Here is a 14,887-nt window from a genome sequence, read left to right on the forward strand (position 1 = left end):
GGGTTTGGGGGGGGGGGGTCGGGGGGGGAGCCCCTGGAGCTCGGGCGGAGCCGGGTGTGGGGGTCGGGGGGGGAGCTCGGGGGAGCGGGGGAAGGGCGGGTAGGGGACTTCGCGCCGCGCAGCGGCTGCGACCGTCGGCGGGGGACGGACCGTTCGGCGATGGGGGCGGGACCGTTCGGCGACGGGGGCGACCGGTCGGCGCAGGGTGGGGCGGCATACGTCACGCGGCGGATAACTCCGTGCGCGGGGTGCCGCAGGCTCGGGGCATCCGACCCGGAAGGGGTGGCCCATGCCCACGACCGCCGGCACCATCACCCGTCGCCGCACCGACGCACACGCCCTCGCCCGTCTGCACAGGGAACACGGCAAGGCCCTCCTCGGCTTCCTCCTCGGCCTCACCTTCGGCGACCGCCAGCGCGCCGAGGACCTCCTCCAGGAGACCCTGTTCCGCGCGTGGAAACACCCCGAGGCCCTGGAGAGCAGCACCCACGTCTCCATGCGGCCCTGGCTGTACACCGTCGCCCGGCGGGTCGCCATCGACGCCCGCCGGGCCCGGCTCTCGCGGCCCGCCGAGGTCGGGGCCGACGGGCTGGAGCATTCCCCGGCCGACGACGACCGCACCGAGCGGTCCGTGGCGGTCCTCGACGTCCGCGAGGCCCTGCGCTCACTCTCCCCCGAGCACCGGGCCGTACTCACGCAGATCTACTTCCGCGGAGCCAGCGTCCGCGAGGCCGCCGAGGAGCTCGGGGTGCCCGCCGGGACGGTCAAGTCCCGCACCTTCTACGCCCTGCGGGCCCTGCGCGCCCTCCTGCCCGGCTACGACGAGGGCCACCTCCGAGCGTGAGCGCAGCTCCAGTTTGGCCAGGATGTGCGAGACGTGGGTCTGGACGGTCCGGGTGGACAGGAAGAGGGACGCCGCGATCTCGGGATTCGTCCGGCCCCGGGCGACCAGCAGCGCCACCTTCAGCTCCGCCGGGGTCAGCGCCTCCCAGCCCCGCGCCGGCCGCCGCCGCGCCGTGCGGCTGCCCCGGCGGACACCCAGGCTCCGCAGCCGGGCGTCGGCCCGGGCCCTGTCCCACCGCGCGCCCAGGGCCTCGTACGCGGACACCGCCCGGGACAGCGCCGACCGGGCGCCCGGCAGGTCCCCGTGCCAGGCCTGGGCCACCGCAAGGTCCTCCAGGGTCTGGCCCAGCACCAGTCCGCCCGGCGCCCGTGCCACCGCCTGGGCCAGCAGCTCCGGGTCCTGGGCGAACAGTCCCCGGCAGCGCAGCAGCGCCAGCGCCGGACCCGGATACCCCGGCAGCACCGACGCGGCGCGGGCGCAGGCCGACACCGCGGAGCCGGCCGTGCCGGAGTCCCCGTTCTCCAGCGCGAGCCGGACGGCCTCCGACAGCGCCCAGGGCCGGTCGAAGGCCACCGCCTCGTCCCCGCCGTCCACGAGCAGGGGCCGCAGCGCCTCCACCGCGTCGCCGGGGCGTCCGTCCCGCTCCGCCAGCAGCGCGCGGGCCAGCAGGACGTGCGGGGCGTGCCGGCGGGCCGCGGGCAGGGCGTACGGATCCGCGGTGAGGTCCGCCAACTCGGCCCGGGCCGCCTCCTGTTCGCCCCGGTGTCCCAGGATCAGGGCGCGCAGCCCGTGGGTGAGCACCGGCAGCCAGCCGTCCGAGACCACCGGCCCCCGGGCCCGGGCGAGGCCGGCCAGGGCCGCGTCCCAGTCGCCGAGCCGGTAGCGCAGGTCCGCCAGCAGCGCCTCCGTGACCACCAGCCGGCCCGTCGAGCCGGTTCGGGCCGCCAGCTCGCGCGCCTCGAGCAGCGCGGCCGCCGCGATCCGCGGCTCGTCGAACCGCAGGTGCCCCTCGGCCTGGTTGGCGAGCAGCAGCAGCCGCATGTCGTTGGCCGCCGGGCTGCGGCGCGCGTGAGCGATCCCGGCCGCCATGTGGCGCAGCGACTCCCGGCCCCGGTTCAGGTGGAACAGGGCGAAGGACATGGCGTGTTCGGCCTCCGCCGCGCACAGCGGGTCGCCCAGTTCCCGCGCCCGCGCGACCAACGGGCCGGCCAGGGCGTACGCCTGCTCGGGGCGGTGCAGGTCGGCCAGCGCGAGCACCCGGCAGGCCTCCAGGCGCAGCCGCCAGGATTCGCCGGGGGCGTGCTCGGCCGGCCCGTCCTCGATCGGCCCGTTCTCGATCGGTACGTCTCCGGGCGGCACGTCTTCGGCCAGTGCGGCCTCGGTGACCGCCAGCGAGCGCGCCATGTCCCCCTGGATCATCAGCGCCGACACCAGCTTGAAGGCGAGCGCGGCCCGGCGCCCGGGCTCCTCGGCCCGCTCGCGCAGGGTGGTCAGGAGTTCCACCGATTCGGGGCGGCGCAGCGTCAGCGCGGCGTCCGCGAGGGCCGTCTCCAGGGCCTCCCGGTCGGGTTCCTCGGCTTCTCGGTCCGGTCGTTCGGCTCCTCGGTCCGGTCCCTCGGCCGCCCGGCCCGGTGGCCCCTCGGCCTGGTCCACCGCCCGGCGCAGCAGTGCGGCCGCCACCTCCGGCGCCACCGCGATCAGGGCGTCCGCCGACCGCGCCGTCCACCGCGTCGCCCACCGGTCCAGCACCCCGGCGCCGAGCAGTTGTCCGGCGGTGCGGACGGGGGCGAGCCCGGCCCCGGCGAAGGCCCGCGCGGCGTCCTGGTGCAGGGCGGTACGGGCCGCCCGGGGCAGGGCCGCGTAGAGGGCGAGCCGTACCGCCGGGTGCCGGAACCGCAGGACGCCGCCCGGGTCCTCCGGCGTGCCCGGACCGGGTGCCTGCGCCCCGGGGGAGCCCGGTTCGAGTACGCCGGCCAGGAGCGGCTCCTCCAGGTCCGCGAGCAACTCCCGTACGGGACGCGCCTGTACGAGGGCCAGCTCGCGCGCGGTGAAGGCAGGTCCGAGCAGGGCCGCGTGCCGCAGCACCGCCGCGGAGGCGGGGGAGAGCTGCCCCGCCTCCCGGGCCACGGCCTCCGGTGGTGGCGGCAACTCGCCTACCGGCACGGTGAGTTCCGCCAGGCCCTCGCGGAGTTCGAGGACCCCGGACCAGTGGGCGAGCAGCTCCCGCAGCAGCCGGGGATTGCCGCCCGCCTGCCCGGCGGCCTCCCGGAGCCGGGGGCCGGGGGGCGCCCCGAGTACCTCCCTGGCCAGCGCGGCCGATTCCGCCCCGGTCAGCGGCTCCAGCCGGAGCGTGTGCCCGCGCGGCCCGCCGCCCAGGTCGGCGCACAGCCGCTCCACGTCGGGGCGCCGGGGCAGGGGCCGGCGGGACGCCACCAGCAGCAGCGGCAGCCGGTCCGTCGCGCCGGCGAGGTGGCGCCACAGCAGCAGGTCGCCCGGACCGGCCCACTGGAGGTCGTCCAGGGCCAGCAGCAGCGGCCGCCCCGCACACCACTCCTCCACGTCGGCGGCCAGCAGGTCCACGGCCGCCAGCAGCGCACCGCCGGGCTCGGCCGACCGCCGGGCCTCCCGCAGCAGCGACAGCACCCGGGCCCGCGCCGGGCCGGCCGGGTGCAGGCAGTCCAGTACGGCCCGCAGCGGCAGTTCCGGTACCGGCGCCGAGGCGGCCCCGTACCGGACGCGGAAGCCGAGCGCGGCCGCCTCGGCCAGCGCTCCGCGCAGGAACGCGGTCCGGCCCGCGCCCGGTTCCCCTTCCACGATCAGGCAGGCGCCGTCGCCCTCCGCGCCTGCCCGTACCCGTTCCCGCAGTTCATGACGGTGCCGTTCTCGCCCGACCCGCACGTCGGCGATCCCTCCGGTCGTTCGCGCCGTCCCCAGGATGGCAGCTCGCGCTCCGGTCAGCGCCGCGGAATCCGGCCAGATGGGGCCGAACTGTGCACCCCCGCACGGTATTTGGGAATCCGTACCGTGATCTTCATGCCCGCGCCGATGCCCGTTTCGATGACGAGCCCGTGGCCGTCCCCGTACACCTGGCGCAGCCGCTCGTCCACGTTGGTCAGCCCGATGCCCGAGGAGGAGCCCGCGTGCTCCCCGGCCAGGATGCGGCGCAGCAGGGCCGGGTCCATCCCGACTCCGTTGTCCTCGATGGTGATCAGCGCCTCCGCGCCCGCGTCCCGGGCCGCGATCGTGATCCGGCACTCCTCGGTGGAGTCCTCCAGTCCGTGCTTGACCGCGTTCTCCACCAGCGGCTGAAGGCACAGGAACGGCAGCGCCACCGGCAGTACTTCGGGCGCCACCTGCAAGGTCACCTTCAGTCGGTCCCCGAACCGGGCCCCGGCCAGCGCCAGATACTGCTCGATGGACCGCAGCTCCTCCGCCAGCGTGGTGAAGTCCCCATGCCGGCGGAAGGAGTAGCGGGTGAAGTCCGCGAACTCCAGCAGCAGGTCCCGGGCCCGCTCCGGATCGGTGCGCACGAACGAGGCGATCGCCGCGAGGGAGTTGAAGATGAAGTGCGGGGAGATCTGCGCGCGCAGCGCCTTGATCTCCGCCTCCATCAGCCGGGTCCGCGAGCGGTCCAGCTCGGACAGCTCGAGCTGGACGGAGACCCAGCGGGCGACCTCGGTCGCGGCCCGCACCAGCACCGCCGACTCCCGCGAGCCGTAGGCCACCAGCGCGCCGAGCATCCCGTCCTCGCCGGTCAGCGGCGCGACCACGGCCCACTTCAGCGGGCAGTCGGGCCGCGTGCACTCGGTCCGCACGCTCTGGCTGCGCCCCGAGTCCAGCATCACCGCGACCCGGGCCATGGCGCGGCGCTCGTGGTGGTCGGCGCCCGGTCCGTCCCAGGCGAGGACGGTCTCGCGGTCCGTCAGGCACAGGGCCTCGGTGCCGAGCAGGGAGCGCAGGCGTTTGGCGGCCTTGCGGGCCGCGTCCTCGGTGAGGCCGGCGCGCAGCGGGGGAGCGGCGAGCGAGGCGGTGTGCAGGGTGTGGAAGGTGGCCCGTTCGACGGGGGTGCCGAGGTCGAGGCCGAGGGCGCGCTCCCCGCGCCGTGCCTGCCAGCGGCCGCCCGCCCAGCCGGCGCCGAGCAGCAGCACGCCACCGGCCGCCGCCAGGACCGAGAGCAGTGCTCCGCTCATGGAGCACCGCCCTTGCCGTTGTCCCCGCTCTTGCCGCCGCCCACGTCCCTGCCGCCGCCCGCGCCCCTGCGGCCCGAGCCGCCGCCCCTCGCACGGGCCGCGCCGCCGCCCACGCGGGCCGGGGCCTCGCCCGCCACGTCCTCCGGCAGGTGCAGCCGGGCCAGCGTCGCCGCCGTCCCCGCCGGAATCCGCCCGCGCGTGCCCAACGACACCACCACCATCGTCAAGAACCCCAACGGCACCGACCAGACCGCCGGCCAGGCCAGCAGCGTGTTCGCCCAGCCCGCCGGAGCCATCCCGGCCCGCGTGGCGAGCACCGCGCTGAGCGCCGCCCCGCCCCCCGCCACCAGTCCGGCCACCGCCCCCGGCGGGGTCAGCCCGCGCCACCAGATGCCCAGCACCAGCAGCGGGCAGAACGAGGACGCCGACACCGCGAAGGCCAGCCCCACCGCGTCCGCCACCGGCACGTCCGTCGCCGCCACGCTCCCGGCCAGCGGCACCAGGATCGCCACCAGCACCGCGACCCGGAAACTGCGCACGCCCCGCGAAGGCAGCACGTCCTGGTGGAGCACCCCGGCCACCGCCATGGTCAGCCCCGACGCCGTCGACAGGAACGCCGCGAACGCGCCCCCGGCCAGCAGCGCCCCCAGCAGTTCCCCCGCCGTCCCGCCCACCATCCGGGCCGGCAGCACCAGCACCGCCGCGTCGGCCTCGCCGGTCAGGGCCAGCTCGGGGGCGTAGATCCGGCCCAGCGCCCCGTACACCGGCGGCAGCAGGTAGAAGGCGCCGACCAGCCCGAGCACCACCAGCGTGGTGCGCCGCGCCGCCCGCCCGTTCGGGCTCGTGTAGAACCGCACCGCCACGTGCGGCAGCCCCATGGTCCCGAGGAAGGTGGCCAGGATCAGCCCGTACGTCGCGTACAGCCGCAGCTCCGGCCGGTCCCCGGACAGCGGCTCCGACCAGCTCGACGCGCGCGGTCCGGCCTCGGTCCGGGTCTGCGGGACCGGGGAGCCCGGGTCGAAGGCGAGGCGCGCGTGCGCCCGTACGGAATGGTGCCCGGCGCCGAGCGTCACCGGCTCGCCCTCGTACGCGCGCCCGTCCACGCGGCCGGTCACGGTCACCGTCAGCGGCGCGTCCAGGGAGAGCCGTACGTCCTCGGCCAGGGTGACGGCGGTGTGCTCGCGGAAGACGGCCGGGGCGTCGAAGGTGGCCCGCGGCGCGCCGTCCCCCACCCAGGCCGCCAGCAGGAAGAACACGGGGACCAGCAGGGCGGTGAGCTTGAGCCAGTACTGGAAGGCCTGCACGAAGGTGATGCTGCGCATGCCGCCGGCCGCGACCGCCGCCGTCACCACGCAGGCGACGACCACCCCGCCGACCCAGTGCGGGGCCCCGGTCAGGATCTCCAGCGTCAGGCCCGCGCCCTGGAACTGCGGCAGCAGGTAGAGCCAGCCGACCCCGAGCACGAACAGCACCGCCATCCGCCGCACGGCCCGCGATTCGAGGCGGGCCTCGGCGAAGTCGGGCAGCGTGTACGCGCCCGAGCGGCGCAGCGGGGCCGCCACCAGCACCAGAAGGACCAGGTACCCGGCCGTGTAGCCCACCGGGTACCAGAGCATCTGCGGGCCCTGGAGCAGCACGAGGCCGGCCACGCCGAGGAAGGAGGCCGCGGAGAGGTACTCGCCGCTGATGGCCGCCGCGTTGAGGCGGGGGCCGACCGTGCGCGAAGCCACGTAGAAGTCGGAGGTGGTCCGGGATATCCGCAGGCCCAGCGCCCCGAGCAGCACCGTGACCAGGACGACGACGGCGACCGCGGTCAGCGCGTACGTCTGGTTCACCGGTCGGGTCCTTCGGGCTGGGGCGGCGGGGCGGGGCGGGGTCACGGGAGTCTACGCAGACCCCCGGACCGGGCAACAGGCCGTCCCGCCCACCCGGGCACCGCTTGGCCGGTATCCGTCAGAGCGCGGGGTCGCGGTGCTCGGCGCAGTCGCGCAGGGCGATCTCCAGCTCCACGTACGATTCCTCGGCGCGCCGGAAGGCCAGCGTCAGCGCCGCCTCCGCCCGGGGCGGTACCTGCCCGCGGGCACCCTCGTGGGCCTCGTACAGTACGTCGGCCCAGCGCGCGGCCGCGCTGCGCAGGCGGGCCAGCAGGGCCTCGGCCTCGGCCGGTCCGGCGGGACGGGTGCGGGGCAGTCCGGCCAACGCGTCGAGCAGCGCCTGGATTTCGGACATCTGCTTCCTCCCGGGGCGGAAGATCCACGATACGCGCGGCCGCCCGGCGGGGAGGCCGACCGGGGCGCCGCTGCGGCCGACGGCCGGGTCGGATCGCCGTACGCCCCTCCCGGCACGGTGAACGGCTCGGCGGCGCGCCGGACGGTTGCCGCGGCCGGACGGCCGGTTCCCGGCGCAGTCCCCGCGGGGCTGCTCCCCCCGCCCCGCCCCTTCCCGCTGCGCTGGATCATGCGGCTCCGCCGCGTGGCGGAGCCGCGCCCCGGACCCCCGTGGGGTCGTTCAGCCCATCGCCTGGCGCATCAGCAGGTCCCGGAGTTCCCGCGCGTGCCGTCGGCTCACCTGGAGTTCGGCCGATCCGACGCGGACCGTGGTGGTGCCCGCGTCCAGGCGGAGTTCGTCGATGCGGCCGAGCGCCACCAGGTGGCGGCGGTGGATGCGGACGAACCCGCGCGAGGCCCAGCGCTCCTCCAGCGTGGACAGCGGTATCCGCACCAGGTGGCTGCCCTCGTCCGTGTGCAGCCGGGCGTAGTCGCCCTGGGCCTCCACGTACGCGATGTCCGCGATCGCCACGAAACGGGTGACGCCGCCCAGTTCGACGGCGATCTGCTCGGTGCCGCGGTCGGTGCCGTGGACGACGGGGGCCGGGAGTCCCGCGTCGGGTACCTCCCGGCGCTGCTGGGGTACGACGGGCGCCGCTCCGGCCGGCGCCGCCGACGGCGCGGGCGGCGGCCCGGCCCGGCCGGACTGCGCGCAGGCCCGCCGCACGGCCTCGGCCAGCCGCTCCGGGCGCACCGGTTTGAGCACGTAGTCCACGGCCTTGAGGTCGAAGGCCTGTACGGCGAACCCCTCGTGGGCGGTGACGAACACGATGAGCGGCGGCCGCGCGAACCCGGCCAGCAGCCGGGCGATGTCCAGCCCGGTCAGCCCCGCCATGTGGATGTCGAGGAAGACCACGTCGATGCCGTCGGGCCCGTCGGGGCCGCTCTCCAGTGCCCGGGTGATCCGCCGCAGCGCCTCGGTGGCGTCCGAGGCGCCTTCGGCGCTGAGCACCCGGGGGTCGGAGCGCAGCAGGTAGAGGAGCTCCTCGAGCAGGGGCTTCTCGTCGTCGACGGCCAGTACGCGCAGCATGGGACGGAGTCTAGGTTCCGGTTGCGCGGCGCGGAACGGTGCGCGGCCCCTGCCTCGGGGGGAGGAGAGGCAGGGGCCGCGCGGTCAGGTGGTCCATGGGGGCGCCGCGGCGTACCGCGGCGCGGGTGCGGCTACTGGCCGGTGATGAGCTTGCCGTCGGGGGCCACCGCGTACCAGGTGCCGCCGACGCCCTGGCCGTTGATGTCACCGGCCTTCTTGTCCCCGGTGAAGGTGTAGACGGGCCAGCAGTTCACCGTCTGCTGCTTCTTGCCGTCCGGGCGGTCCAGGACCAGGTAGTTCTTCTCGATGATGCCCTTGGCGTTGGCCTTGTCCACCGGGGCCACGACCGGCCACTTGGCCACGCAGTCGCCCTCGCACTTGGAGACCATGGGCCACGCGGTGTCCGGCTTGAACCGGTAGACGGTCATCCCGTTGCCGTCGACGATGTGGTCGCCCAGCTTGGGGTCCTTGGCCACGGTCAGCGCGCCCGAGGCCTGGCCCGCGCCGGCGGGCGCGGCGGCCGGCTTCGCGGCCTTCTTGCCGTCGGGCGCGGCCGCGAACCAGGTGCCGCCGACGCCCTGCCCGTTGGTGTCGCCCGCCTTGGTGTCCTTGCTGAACCGGTACACGGGCCAGCCCGCCACCGTCAGCTGCTTGCTGCCGTCGGTGCGGACCACCTCGCCCAGCAGCGCCGGGTCCATGCCCGCGGCGGCGGTGGCGTCGCCGGCGGCGACCACCGGCCAGGTCTTCGCGCAGTCCCCGTCGCAGTTCGACTTCGACGGCTTCGCGGTGTCCTTGTCGAAGCGGTACAGGGTGAAGCCCGCGCTGTCGGTGAGGACCGAACCGAGCTGGTCGTTCGCCGCGATGGCCAGCTGTCCGGCGGACTTGGCGGCGCCGTCGGAGCCGGAGCCGGAGCCCGCTCCGTAGTCGGAGCCGTAGCCGTCTCCGGTGCTCTGGGCGGGGGCGACGGCACCGGCGGGCTTGGTGTTGTCGCCGGCCTTGTCGTTCCCGCCGCAGGCGGTCGCTCCGATCGCGACGACGACCGCCACGGCCGTCAGGGTGGTTCCGCGCTTGATGCCCATCTCGATCTCTCCCACGTGTGCGTCCGGTGCCGCTCCGCTGCGCCCGGTTCGGAGCGGAGCGGCGGCAACTGTGTGCAGGACACGCCTCGTCGGAGCCGTTGTGTTCAATCCGCGCGATGTGGGCTGTTTCACTCACCCCGCGCCGAACCCGGCCCGCCTCATGGCCGTGGCCACAGCGAGGCCGAGCGTGTGGTGACCCGAGTCGTTGGGGTGCAGACCGTCCGCCAGGTGCTCGGGTCCGAGGACGTCCCGCCCCGGCAGCAGGGCCAGGCGGTCGTCCCCGGCGGCGATGCGGTCCCGGGTGGCGCGCTCCATCGCGTCGCGCAGGGCGCCGAGGGTGGCGCCCAGTTTGTTCGGGGTGCGTTCCGCGTCGGGCCGCAGCACGGGGGAGAGGAGCAGCAGCGGTGTCCGGGGGTGACCCTGGCGGACCAGTTCGATGAACGCGCGCGTGGTCTCGTACAGCAGCGGGGCCGAAAAGGGCACGCGGGACCAGCAGTTGGTGCCGAAGGCGAGGGTCAGGACGTCGGCGGGGAGCTCGGCGAGCTGCTCGGCGGTGGCCAGTTCCCCGCGCGCGGCGCCCGCGTAGCCGAGGTTGACCGTGTCCCAGCCCAGCGCCCGCCCGGCCGTCGCCGGCCAGCCGTGCGCGGGCCGGGTGGACCACCAGCCCTCGGTGATCGAGTCCCCGTGCACCACCCAGCGAAGCGCGGGCGGCGCGGGGGCGATCCGGCCGCCGATCCCGCGCACGCCGAGGATCAGCGGGGACTGCGTCTCGGGCGGGTGGATGGTGAACGGGCCCGAGCCGCCCGGCAGTTCGATGCGTACGACGGCCTCCGGCGCCGGCTCGGTGTACAGCTCGCGCACCACGCCGTGCCGGTCCCAGAGGGCGAATCCGTGCGCGAGGTCGCGCAGCGCGTCGGTGGGGCCGGGCACGGTGGCCCGGTAGCGGATCTCCACCGCCCGCGCGCCGTCGGCGGTGAACTCCAGCCGCACCCCTATGGGCAGGGTGGCCCGTTCGCCGGTGTCCCAGGGCAGCCGCATCGTGTCGGCGGGATCGGCGCGCACCGGGCGGCCCTCGTCCAGCCAGGCGACGCCGCGCAGGAACGGGCCGGGGTCCAGCCACTGCCCGGCGTCGGTGGCGAAGACCGCACCCGTGCCGGCGCCGGACTCCCCGTGCCGCGGGTCCTCCCGCACCGGGGTCACCGGGGTCGCAGGGGTCGCAGGGGTCCGGTACCGCTCCGTGTCCTCGGTTCCGCGCGTGCTCACTGCTCGCCTCCGATGGTCGGGTACGGGAACTTCACGCCGACGCCGCCGTCGACCACGAGCGTCTGCCCGGTGATGTACGAGGACTGCGGCGAGGCCAGGAAGTACAGCGCGGCCGCGATGTCCGAGGTCTCGGCGACCCGGCCCAGCGGGGCGTTCTCCGCGTTGATCCGCCGCCCCTCGGCGCCGAGCAGGGCGGAGACCCGCGGGGTCCGGACCACTCCCGGCGCCACCGCGTTGACCCGTACCCCGCGCGGGCCCAGTTCGACCGCCGCCGAGCGCACCAGTGACATCAGCCCGGCCTTCGCGGCCCCGTAGGCGGCGTGCAGGGGTGCCGCGGTGAGCCCGGAGACGGAGGCGACGAACACCAGCGGGCCGCCGCCGGCCGCCGCCACGGCCTCGCCGCCGTACTGGACGGCCAGCCACGCGTGCCGCAGCACCAGGTCGAAGTGCCAGTCCCAGCCGGCGTCGTCCAGCTCGGGCAGGGCGGCGTACCGGGCCATGCCGACGATGTCGACCACCCCGCCGACGGGCAGGCCCCCGAGCAGCGCCGGGGCCTCGTCGAAGAGCCGGCGCACCGCTTCGCGGCGCGTGACGTCGGCGGTGTACGCGGTCCCCCCGGTCTCGGCGGCGACCGCCCGGGCCCGTTCCCCGTCCACGTCCACGCACAGCACGCGGGCGCCCCCGGCGGCCAGCGCGTGCGCGGTCTGGCGGCCGATGCCGTTGCCCGCGCCGAGCAGCACGAGGCCGCGGCCGTCGAGGCGGTGCAGGGACGCGTAGTCGGGGACGGGGGAGGTGTCGAGCGGGGTGGGGGTTTCGGGGGCGGCCGCAGCGGCCGGGGGCTCGGCGGTCATGCCCGCTCGCGGCGGGGCTCGTACCGGGCCAGCTCGGGGATGACTTCCTTGCCCAGGATCTCCAGGGTCCGCAGGATCTCCCGGTGTTCCAGGTAGCCCCACTGGACGTAGCAGATGAGCTGGTCGACGCCGAGGTCCGCGTACCGCTTGGCCTTGGCGACGATGGTCTCGGCGTCCCCGATGAGGATCATGTCGCCGTCGCTGAACTCCCGTACCGGGACGTTCCCTTCGAGGATCGGCGTGAGCAGCGGGAAGGTCCGCTCGCGCTCCTCGGGGTTCAGGTGCGGCAGCTCCCACTCCAGGGTGAACCGCGCGAGGTTCGAGTACCACCAGGCGACGGAATCCCACACGCGGGCGTCCGCGGCGGTGCGCGGCGCCGTCGCGTGGACCAGGGTGTAGGCGGCGACCCGGTCCGTGGTGACGTCGGTGAGCGGGCTCGGGGCGGCGGCCGCGGCCCGGTACGCGGCCACCTGGGCGGCCATCGCCTCCAGCGGCTGCATGATCGAGAAGGAGAGCAGTCCGAGGCCGTGCGCGCCCGCGACCTCGGCGGAGCCGGGGGAGGTGGCCGCCATCCAGGCGGGCGGGTGCGGGTCCTGCACCGGCTTGGGGGTGACCATGCGGCGCGGGAAGCGGAAGCGCTCGGACTCGTACGCGAAGTACTCCTCGCGCCACATTCCGGTCACGATCTCGATGGCCTCGCGCCAGTCGTCCCGGGACTTCTCCCGGTCCACCCCGAAGGCCGTCTGCTCCATGGGCGTGGAGCGGCCGGTGCCCCACTCCACCCGCCCGCCGGAGAGCACGTCGACGGTGGCGACCTTCTCGGCTATGCGCTGGGGCGGTGTGAAGGCGAAGGGGGTGAGGGTCACGCCGAAGCCGAGCCGGATCCGCTCGGTGAGCCCGGCGAGGTGCCCGAGGAGCACCTCGGGGGCCGGACAGTGCGAGCGGCCCTCGCGGAAGTGGTGCTCGACCGCCCAGACGGTGCGGAAACCCATCCGGTCGGCGAGCCGGATCTGCTCCACGGCCTCCCGGTAGGCGCGCTGCTCGGCGGCGCGCTGGCCGTACGGATGGGCGCCCGGCCAGGGCCTCGGCACGTCGATCTCGTAGAGCACGTCCAGATCCATGACGGCACGCTGCGACAGATCTGACGAAGTGTCAAGAATGCCGTTCGGGATCGGCTGCGCAGTGATCGATCATCCGCGCGCAACGAAGGACCATCCCGGACAGATCCGCGCAACGATCGTGCGCCAATGTGCAAGGATGGTGCATTACGGGCGGTATCACTCGGCTCGTAGGCTCACTCGCTGTACGTGGAGTGGCGAGGACCGCCTGCTCGGCGGTCCCCCATGCCGGGCAGGCTCCTGTTCTGCCTGCCCCTGCTCCGGACCGCTGCGGTCGACGCCGACACCCCACCCGCAGTGACAAAGGAGTCCCCTCGTGCTCGATCACGGCCAGGCGCCACCGCTCACCTCCGAGCCGACGCCGCGCAAGCCCGTCAACCCGCTCCTGCGCCGCAAGCCGGTGGAGCAGTTGGTCGCCGAGGGCGGCCAGGGCGAGGGCGGCGCGCTCAAGCGCTCGCTCACCATGTGGCAGCTGACCATGATCAGCATCGGCGCGACCCTGGGCACCGGCATCTTCGTCGTCCTCGGCGAGGCCACCCCGATCGCCGGTCCGGCCGTCTTCATCGCGTTCATAGTCGCGGGCCTGACCGCGCTGTTCTCCGCGCTCTCCTACGCCGAACTGGCGGGCTCCATCCCCGTCTCGGGCTCCTCGTACTCGTACGCCTACGCCACCATGGGCGAGCTCATCGCCTGGGTCTGCGGCTGGTGCCTGGTCCTGGAGTACGGCGTCTCGGTCGCGGCGGTCGCCGTCGGCTGGGGCCAGTACCTCAACGAGCTGCTCGACGGCACGTTCGGCATCACCATCCCCGAGGGCTTCTCCGCCCCGCTGGGCGAGGGCGGCTACATCAACCTGCCCGCCCTGGTCGTGGTGCTGCTCTGCATGGTCTTCCTGCTGCGCGGGGCCAAGGAGAGCGCCCGGATCAACTCGATCATGGTCGGCGTCAAGATCGTCACGCTCGCGCTCTTCTGCGTCATCGGCTTCATGGGCATCAAGGCCGGTAACTACACCCCGCTGGCCCCGCTCGGCGTCACCGCCATCAGCACCGCCGCGTCCATGCTGTTCTTCTCGTACATCGGCTTCGACGCCGCCTCCACCGCCGGTGAGGAAGCCAAGAACCCGAAGAAGGACCTGCCGCGCGCGATCATGCTCTCGCTGCTGATCGTCACCGCCCTGTACTGCCTGGTCGCCCTGGTCGCCGTCGGTGCCATGCCCTGGCAGGACTTCGAGGGCAGCGAGGCCGCCCTGGCACAGATCATGGAGAACGTCACCGGACACAAGTTCTGGAGCGTCATCCTCGCCGCCGGTGCGGTCGTCGCCATCGCCAGCGTCGTCTTCGCCGTCCTCTACGGCCAGACCCGCATCCTGTTCGCGATGTCCCGCGACGGGCTGATGCCGAAGGTCTTCGCGAAGGTCGACCCGAAGTCCGGCACCCCGCGGATCAACACGATCATCGTCTGCCTCTTCTGCGGCGCGCTGGGCGCGTTCATCCCGCTCGGAGAGCTGGCCAACGCCACCAGCATCGGCACGCTCTTCGCCTTCGGCCTGGTCAACGTGGCCGTCGTCATCCTGCGCTACACCCGCCCGGACATGAACCGCACCTTCAAGGTCATGCTCTTCCCGGTCACCCCGATCCTGGGCTTCCTCTTCTGCGCGTACCTGATGACGGAGCTGCCCGGAATCACCTGGTTGGTCTTCGGTGGCTGGATGGCCGTCGGGCTCGTGATCTACTTCTTCTACGGCATGCGCCGCTCCAGCCTGGCCACTGTGGCCGCCCCGGCCGTCACGGCCGCGGAGGCCGCTGAATAGAAGCGATTCACCCCCGTGCGACTGAACGATCTCGACGAACGCATCGTGCACGCCCTCGCCGAGGACGCCCGCCGCTCCTACGCGGACATCGGCTCCGAGGTCGGACTCTCCGCCCCCGCCGTCAAACGGCGGGTGGACCGGCTGCGGGCCGAGGGGACCATCACCGGTTTCACGGTCCGCGTGGACCCCGCCGCCATGGGCTGGGAGACCGAGGGCTTCATCGAGATCTACTGTCGTCACAACACCTCGCCGGACGACATCCGGCGAGGAGTGGTGAGATACCCCGAGGTGGTGTCCGCGTCGACCGACTCCGGCGACGCGGACGCCCTCGTGCAGATCTTCGCCTCCGACATGCGCCACTTCGAGAGGGTCCTGGAA

Annotated in this window: 11 protein-coding genes and 1 pseudogene; 3 read left to right on the top strand and 9 right to left on the bottom strand. The window is 74.6% G+C overall.

The genetic code is table 11. The features are described from left to right. The first annotated feature begins 289 nt into the window (after window positions 1–289). Window positions 290–844 carry a sigma-70 family RNA polymerase sigma factor gene (locus tag ACWGDE_RS25475; RefSeq protein WP_453391346.1) on the top strand — a complete coding sequence of 185 codons (555 nt, stop codon included), beginning with the start codon at window positions 290–292 and terminating at the stop codon, window positions 842–844. A 36-nt stretch (window positions 845–880) separates the two neighbouring features. On the opposite strand, the pseudogene ACWGDE_RS25480 reads toward ACWGDE_RS25475, so the two are convergent. The 9 genes and pseudogenes from ACWGDE_RS25480 to ACWGDE_RS25520 form a co-directional block, all read right to left on the bottom strand. Further along, a pseudogene (locus ACWGDE_RS25480) lies at window positions 881–3,742 on the bottom strand (AAA family ATPase); the annotation flags it as partial. Window positions 3,743–3,798: 56 nt separating this feature from the next. After that, the gene (locus ACWGDE_RS25485; protein ID WP_453391347.1) at window positions 3,799–5,034 is read right to left on the bottom strand and encodes a histidine kinase; all 1,236 of its coding nucleotides are present in this window, start codon (window positions 5,032–5,034) and stop codon (window positions 3,799–3,801) included. Beyond that, window positions 5,031–6,869, bottom strand: coding sequence for a sodium/solute symporter (locus tag ACWGDE_RS25490; protein ID WP_453391348.1), 1,839 nt, complete (start codon window positions 6,867–6,869; stop codon window positions 5,031–5,033). The genes ACWGDE_RS25485 and ACWGDE_RS25490 overlap by 4 nt, the downstream gene beginning before the upstream one ends. Before the next feature lie 118 nt (window positions 6,870–6,987). Beyond that, the gene (locus ACWGDE_RS25495) at window positions 6,988–7,263 is read right to left on the bottom strand and encodes a hypothetical protein (RefSeq protein ID WP_453391349.1); all 276 of its coding nucleotides are present in this window, start codon (window positions 7,261–7,263) and stop codon (window positions 6,988–6,990) included. Window positions 7,264–7,542: 279 nt separating this feature from the next. Continuing rightward, window positions 7,543–8,391: a LytR/AlgR family response regulator transcription factor gene (locus tag ACWGDE_RS25500; RefSeq protein ID WP_453391350.1), complete on the bottom strand. Its 849-nt coding sequence runs from the start codon at window positions 8,389–8,391 to the stop codon at window positions 7,543–7,545. Between the two features lie 131 nt (window positions 8,392–8,522). Next, on the bottom strand, window positions 8,523–9,470 hold the full coding sequence (locus ACWGDE_RS25505; protein WP_453391355.1) for an SCO0930 family lipoprotein: 948 nt from the start codon (window positions 9,468–9,470) through the stop codon (window positions 8,523–8,525). A gap of 132 nt (window positions 9,471–9,602) precedes the next feature. Continuing rightward, window positions 9,603–10,586, bottom strand: coding sequence for a GDSL-type esterase/lipase family protein (locus ACWGDE_RS25510; protein WP_453391356.1), 984 nt, complete (start codon window positions 10,584–10,586; stop codon window positions 9,603–9,605). A gap of 143 nt (window positions 10,587–10,729) precedes the next feature. Next, window positions 10,730–11,584: an SDR family NAD(P)-dependent oxidoreductase gene (locus ACWGDE_RS25515; RefSeq protein WP_453391351.1), complete on the bottom strand. Its 855-nt coding sequence runs from the start codon at window positions 11,582–11,584 to the stop codon at window positions 10,730–10,732. Next, window positions 11,581–12,705, bottom strand: coding sequence for an LLM class flavin-dependent oxidoreductase (locus ACWGDE_RS25520; protein WP_453391352.1), 1,125 nt, complete (start codon window positions 12,703–12,705; stop codon window positions 11,581–11,583). Before ACWGDE_RS25520 ends, ACWGDE_RS25515 begins: the two co-directional genes overlap by 4 nt. A 313-nt stretch (window positions 12,706–13,018) precedes the next feature. Between ACWGDE_RS25520 and ACWGDE_RS25525 the strand changes: the two genes are divergently transcribed. Continuing rightward, window positions 13,019–14,509 carry an amino acid permease gene (locus ACWGDE_RS25525; protein WP_453391353.1) on the top strand — a complete coding sequence of 497 codons (1,491 nt, stop codon included), beginning with the start codon at window positions 13,019–13,021 and terminating at the stop codon, window positions 14,507–14,509. A gap of 15 nt (window positions 14,510–14,524) precedes the next feature. Beyond that, the coding region (locus tag ACWGDE_RS25530) for an Lrp/AsnC family transcriptional regulator (protein ID WP_453391354.1) at window positions 14,525–14,887 on the top strand (363 nt) is incomplete at its 3' end.

Source organism: Streptomyces sp. NPDC054956, assembly GCF_053609185.1.

What these genes read in the sequence shown, in the direction of transcription:
- ACWGDE_RS25515 (WP_453391351.1), bottom strand. Translation starts at nt 11,584, where the DNA reads ATGACCGCCGAGCCCCCGGCCGCTGCGGCCGCCCCCGAAACCCCCACC.
- ACWGDE_RS25500 (WP_453391350.1), bottom strand. Translation starts at nt 8,391, where the DNA reads ATGCTGCGCGTACTGGCCGTCGACGACGAGAAGCCCCTGCTCGAGGAG.
- ACWGDE_RS25475 (WP_453391346.1), top strand. Translation starts at nt 290, where the DNA reads ATGCCCACGACCGCCGGCACCATCACCCGTCGCCGCACCGACGCACAC.
- ACWGDE_RS25505 (WP_453391355.1), bottom strand. Translation starts at nt 9,470, where the DNA reads ATGGGCATCAAGCGCGGAACCACCCTGACGGCCGTGGCGGTCGTCGTC.
- ACWGDE_RS25520 (WP_453391352.1), bottom strand. Translation starts at nt 12,705, where the DNA reads ATGGATCTGGACGTGCTCTACGAGATCGACGTGCCGAGGCCCTGGCCG.
- ACWGDE_RS25495 (WP_453391349.1), bottom strand. Translation starts at nt 7,263, where the DNA reads ATGTCCGAAATCCAGGCGCTGCTCGACGCGTTGGCCGGACTGCCCCGC.
- ACWGDE_RS25485 (WP_453391347.1), bottom strand. Translation starts at nt 5,034, where the DNA reads ATGAGCGGAGCACTGCTCTCGGTCCTGGCGGCGGCCGGTGGCGTGCTG.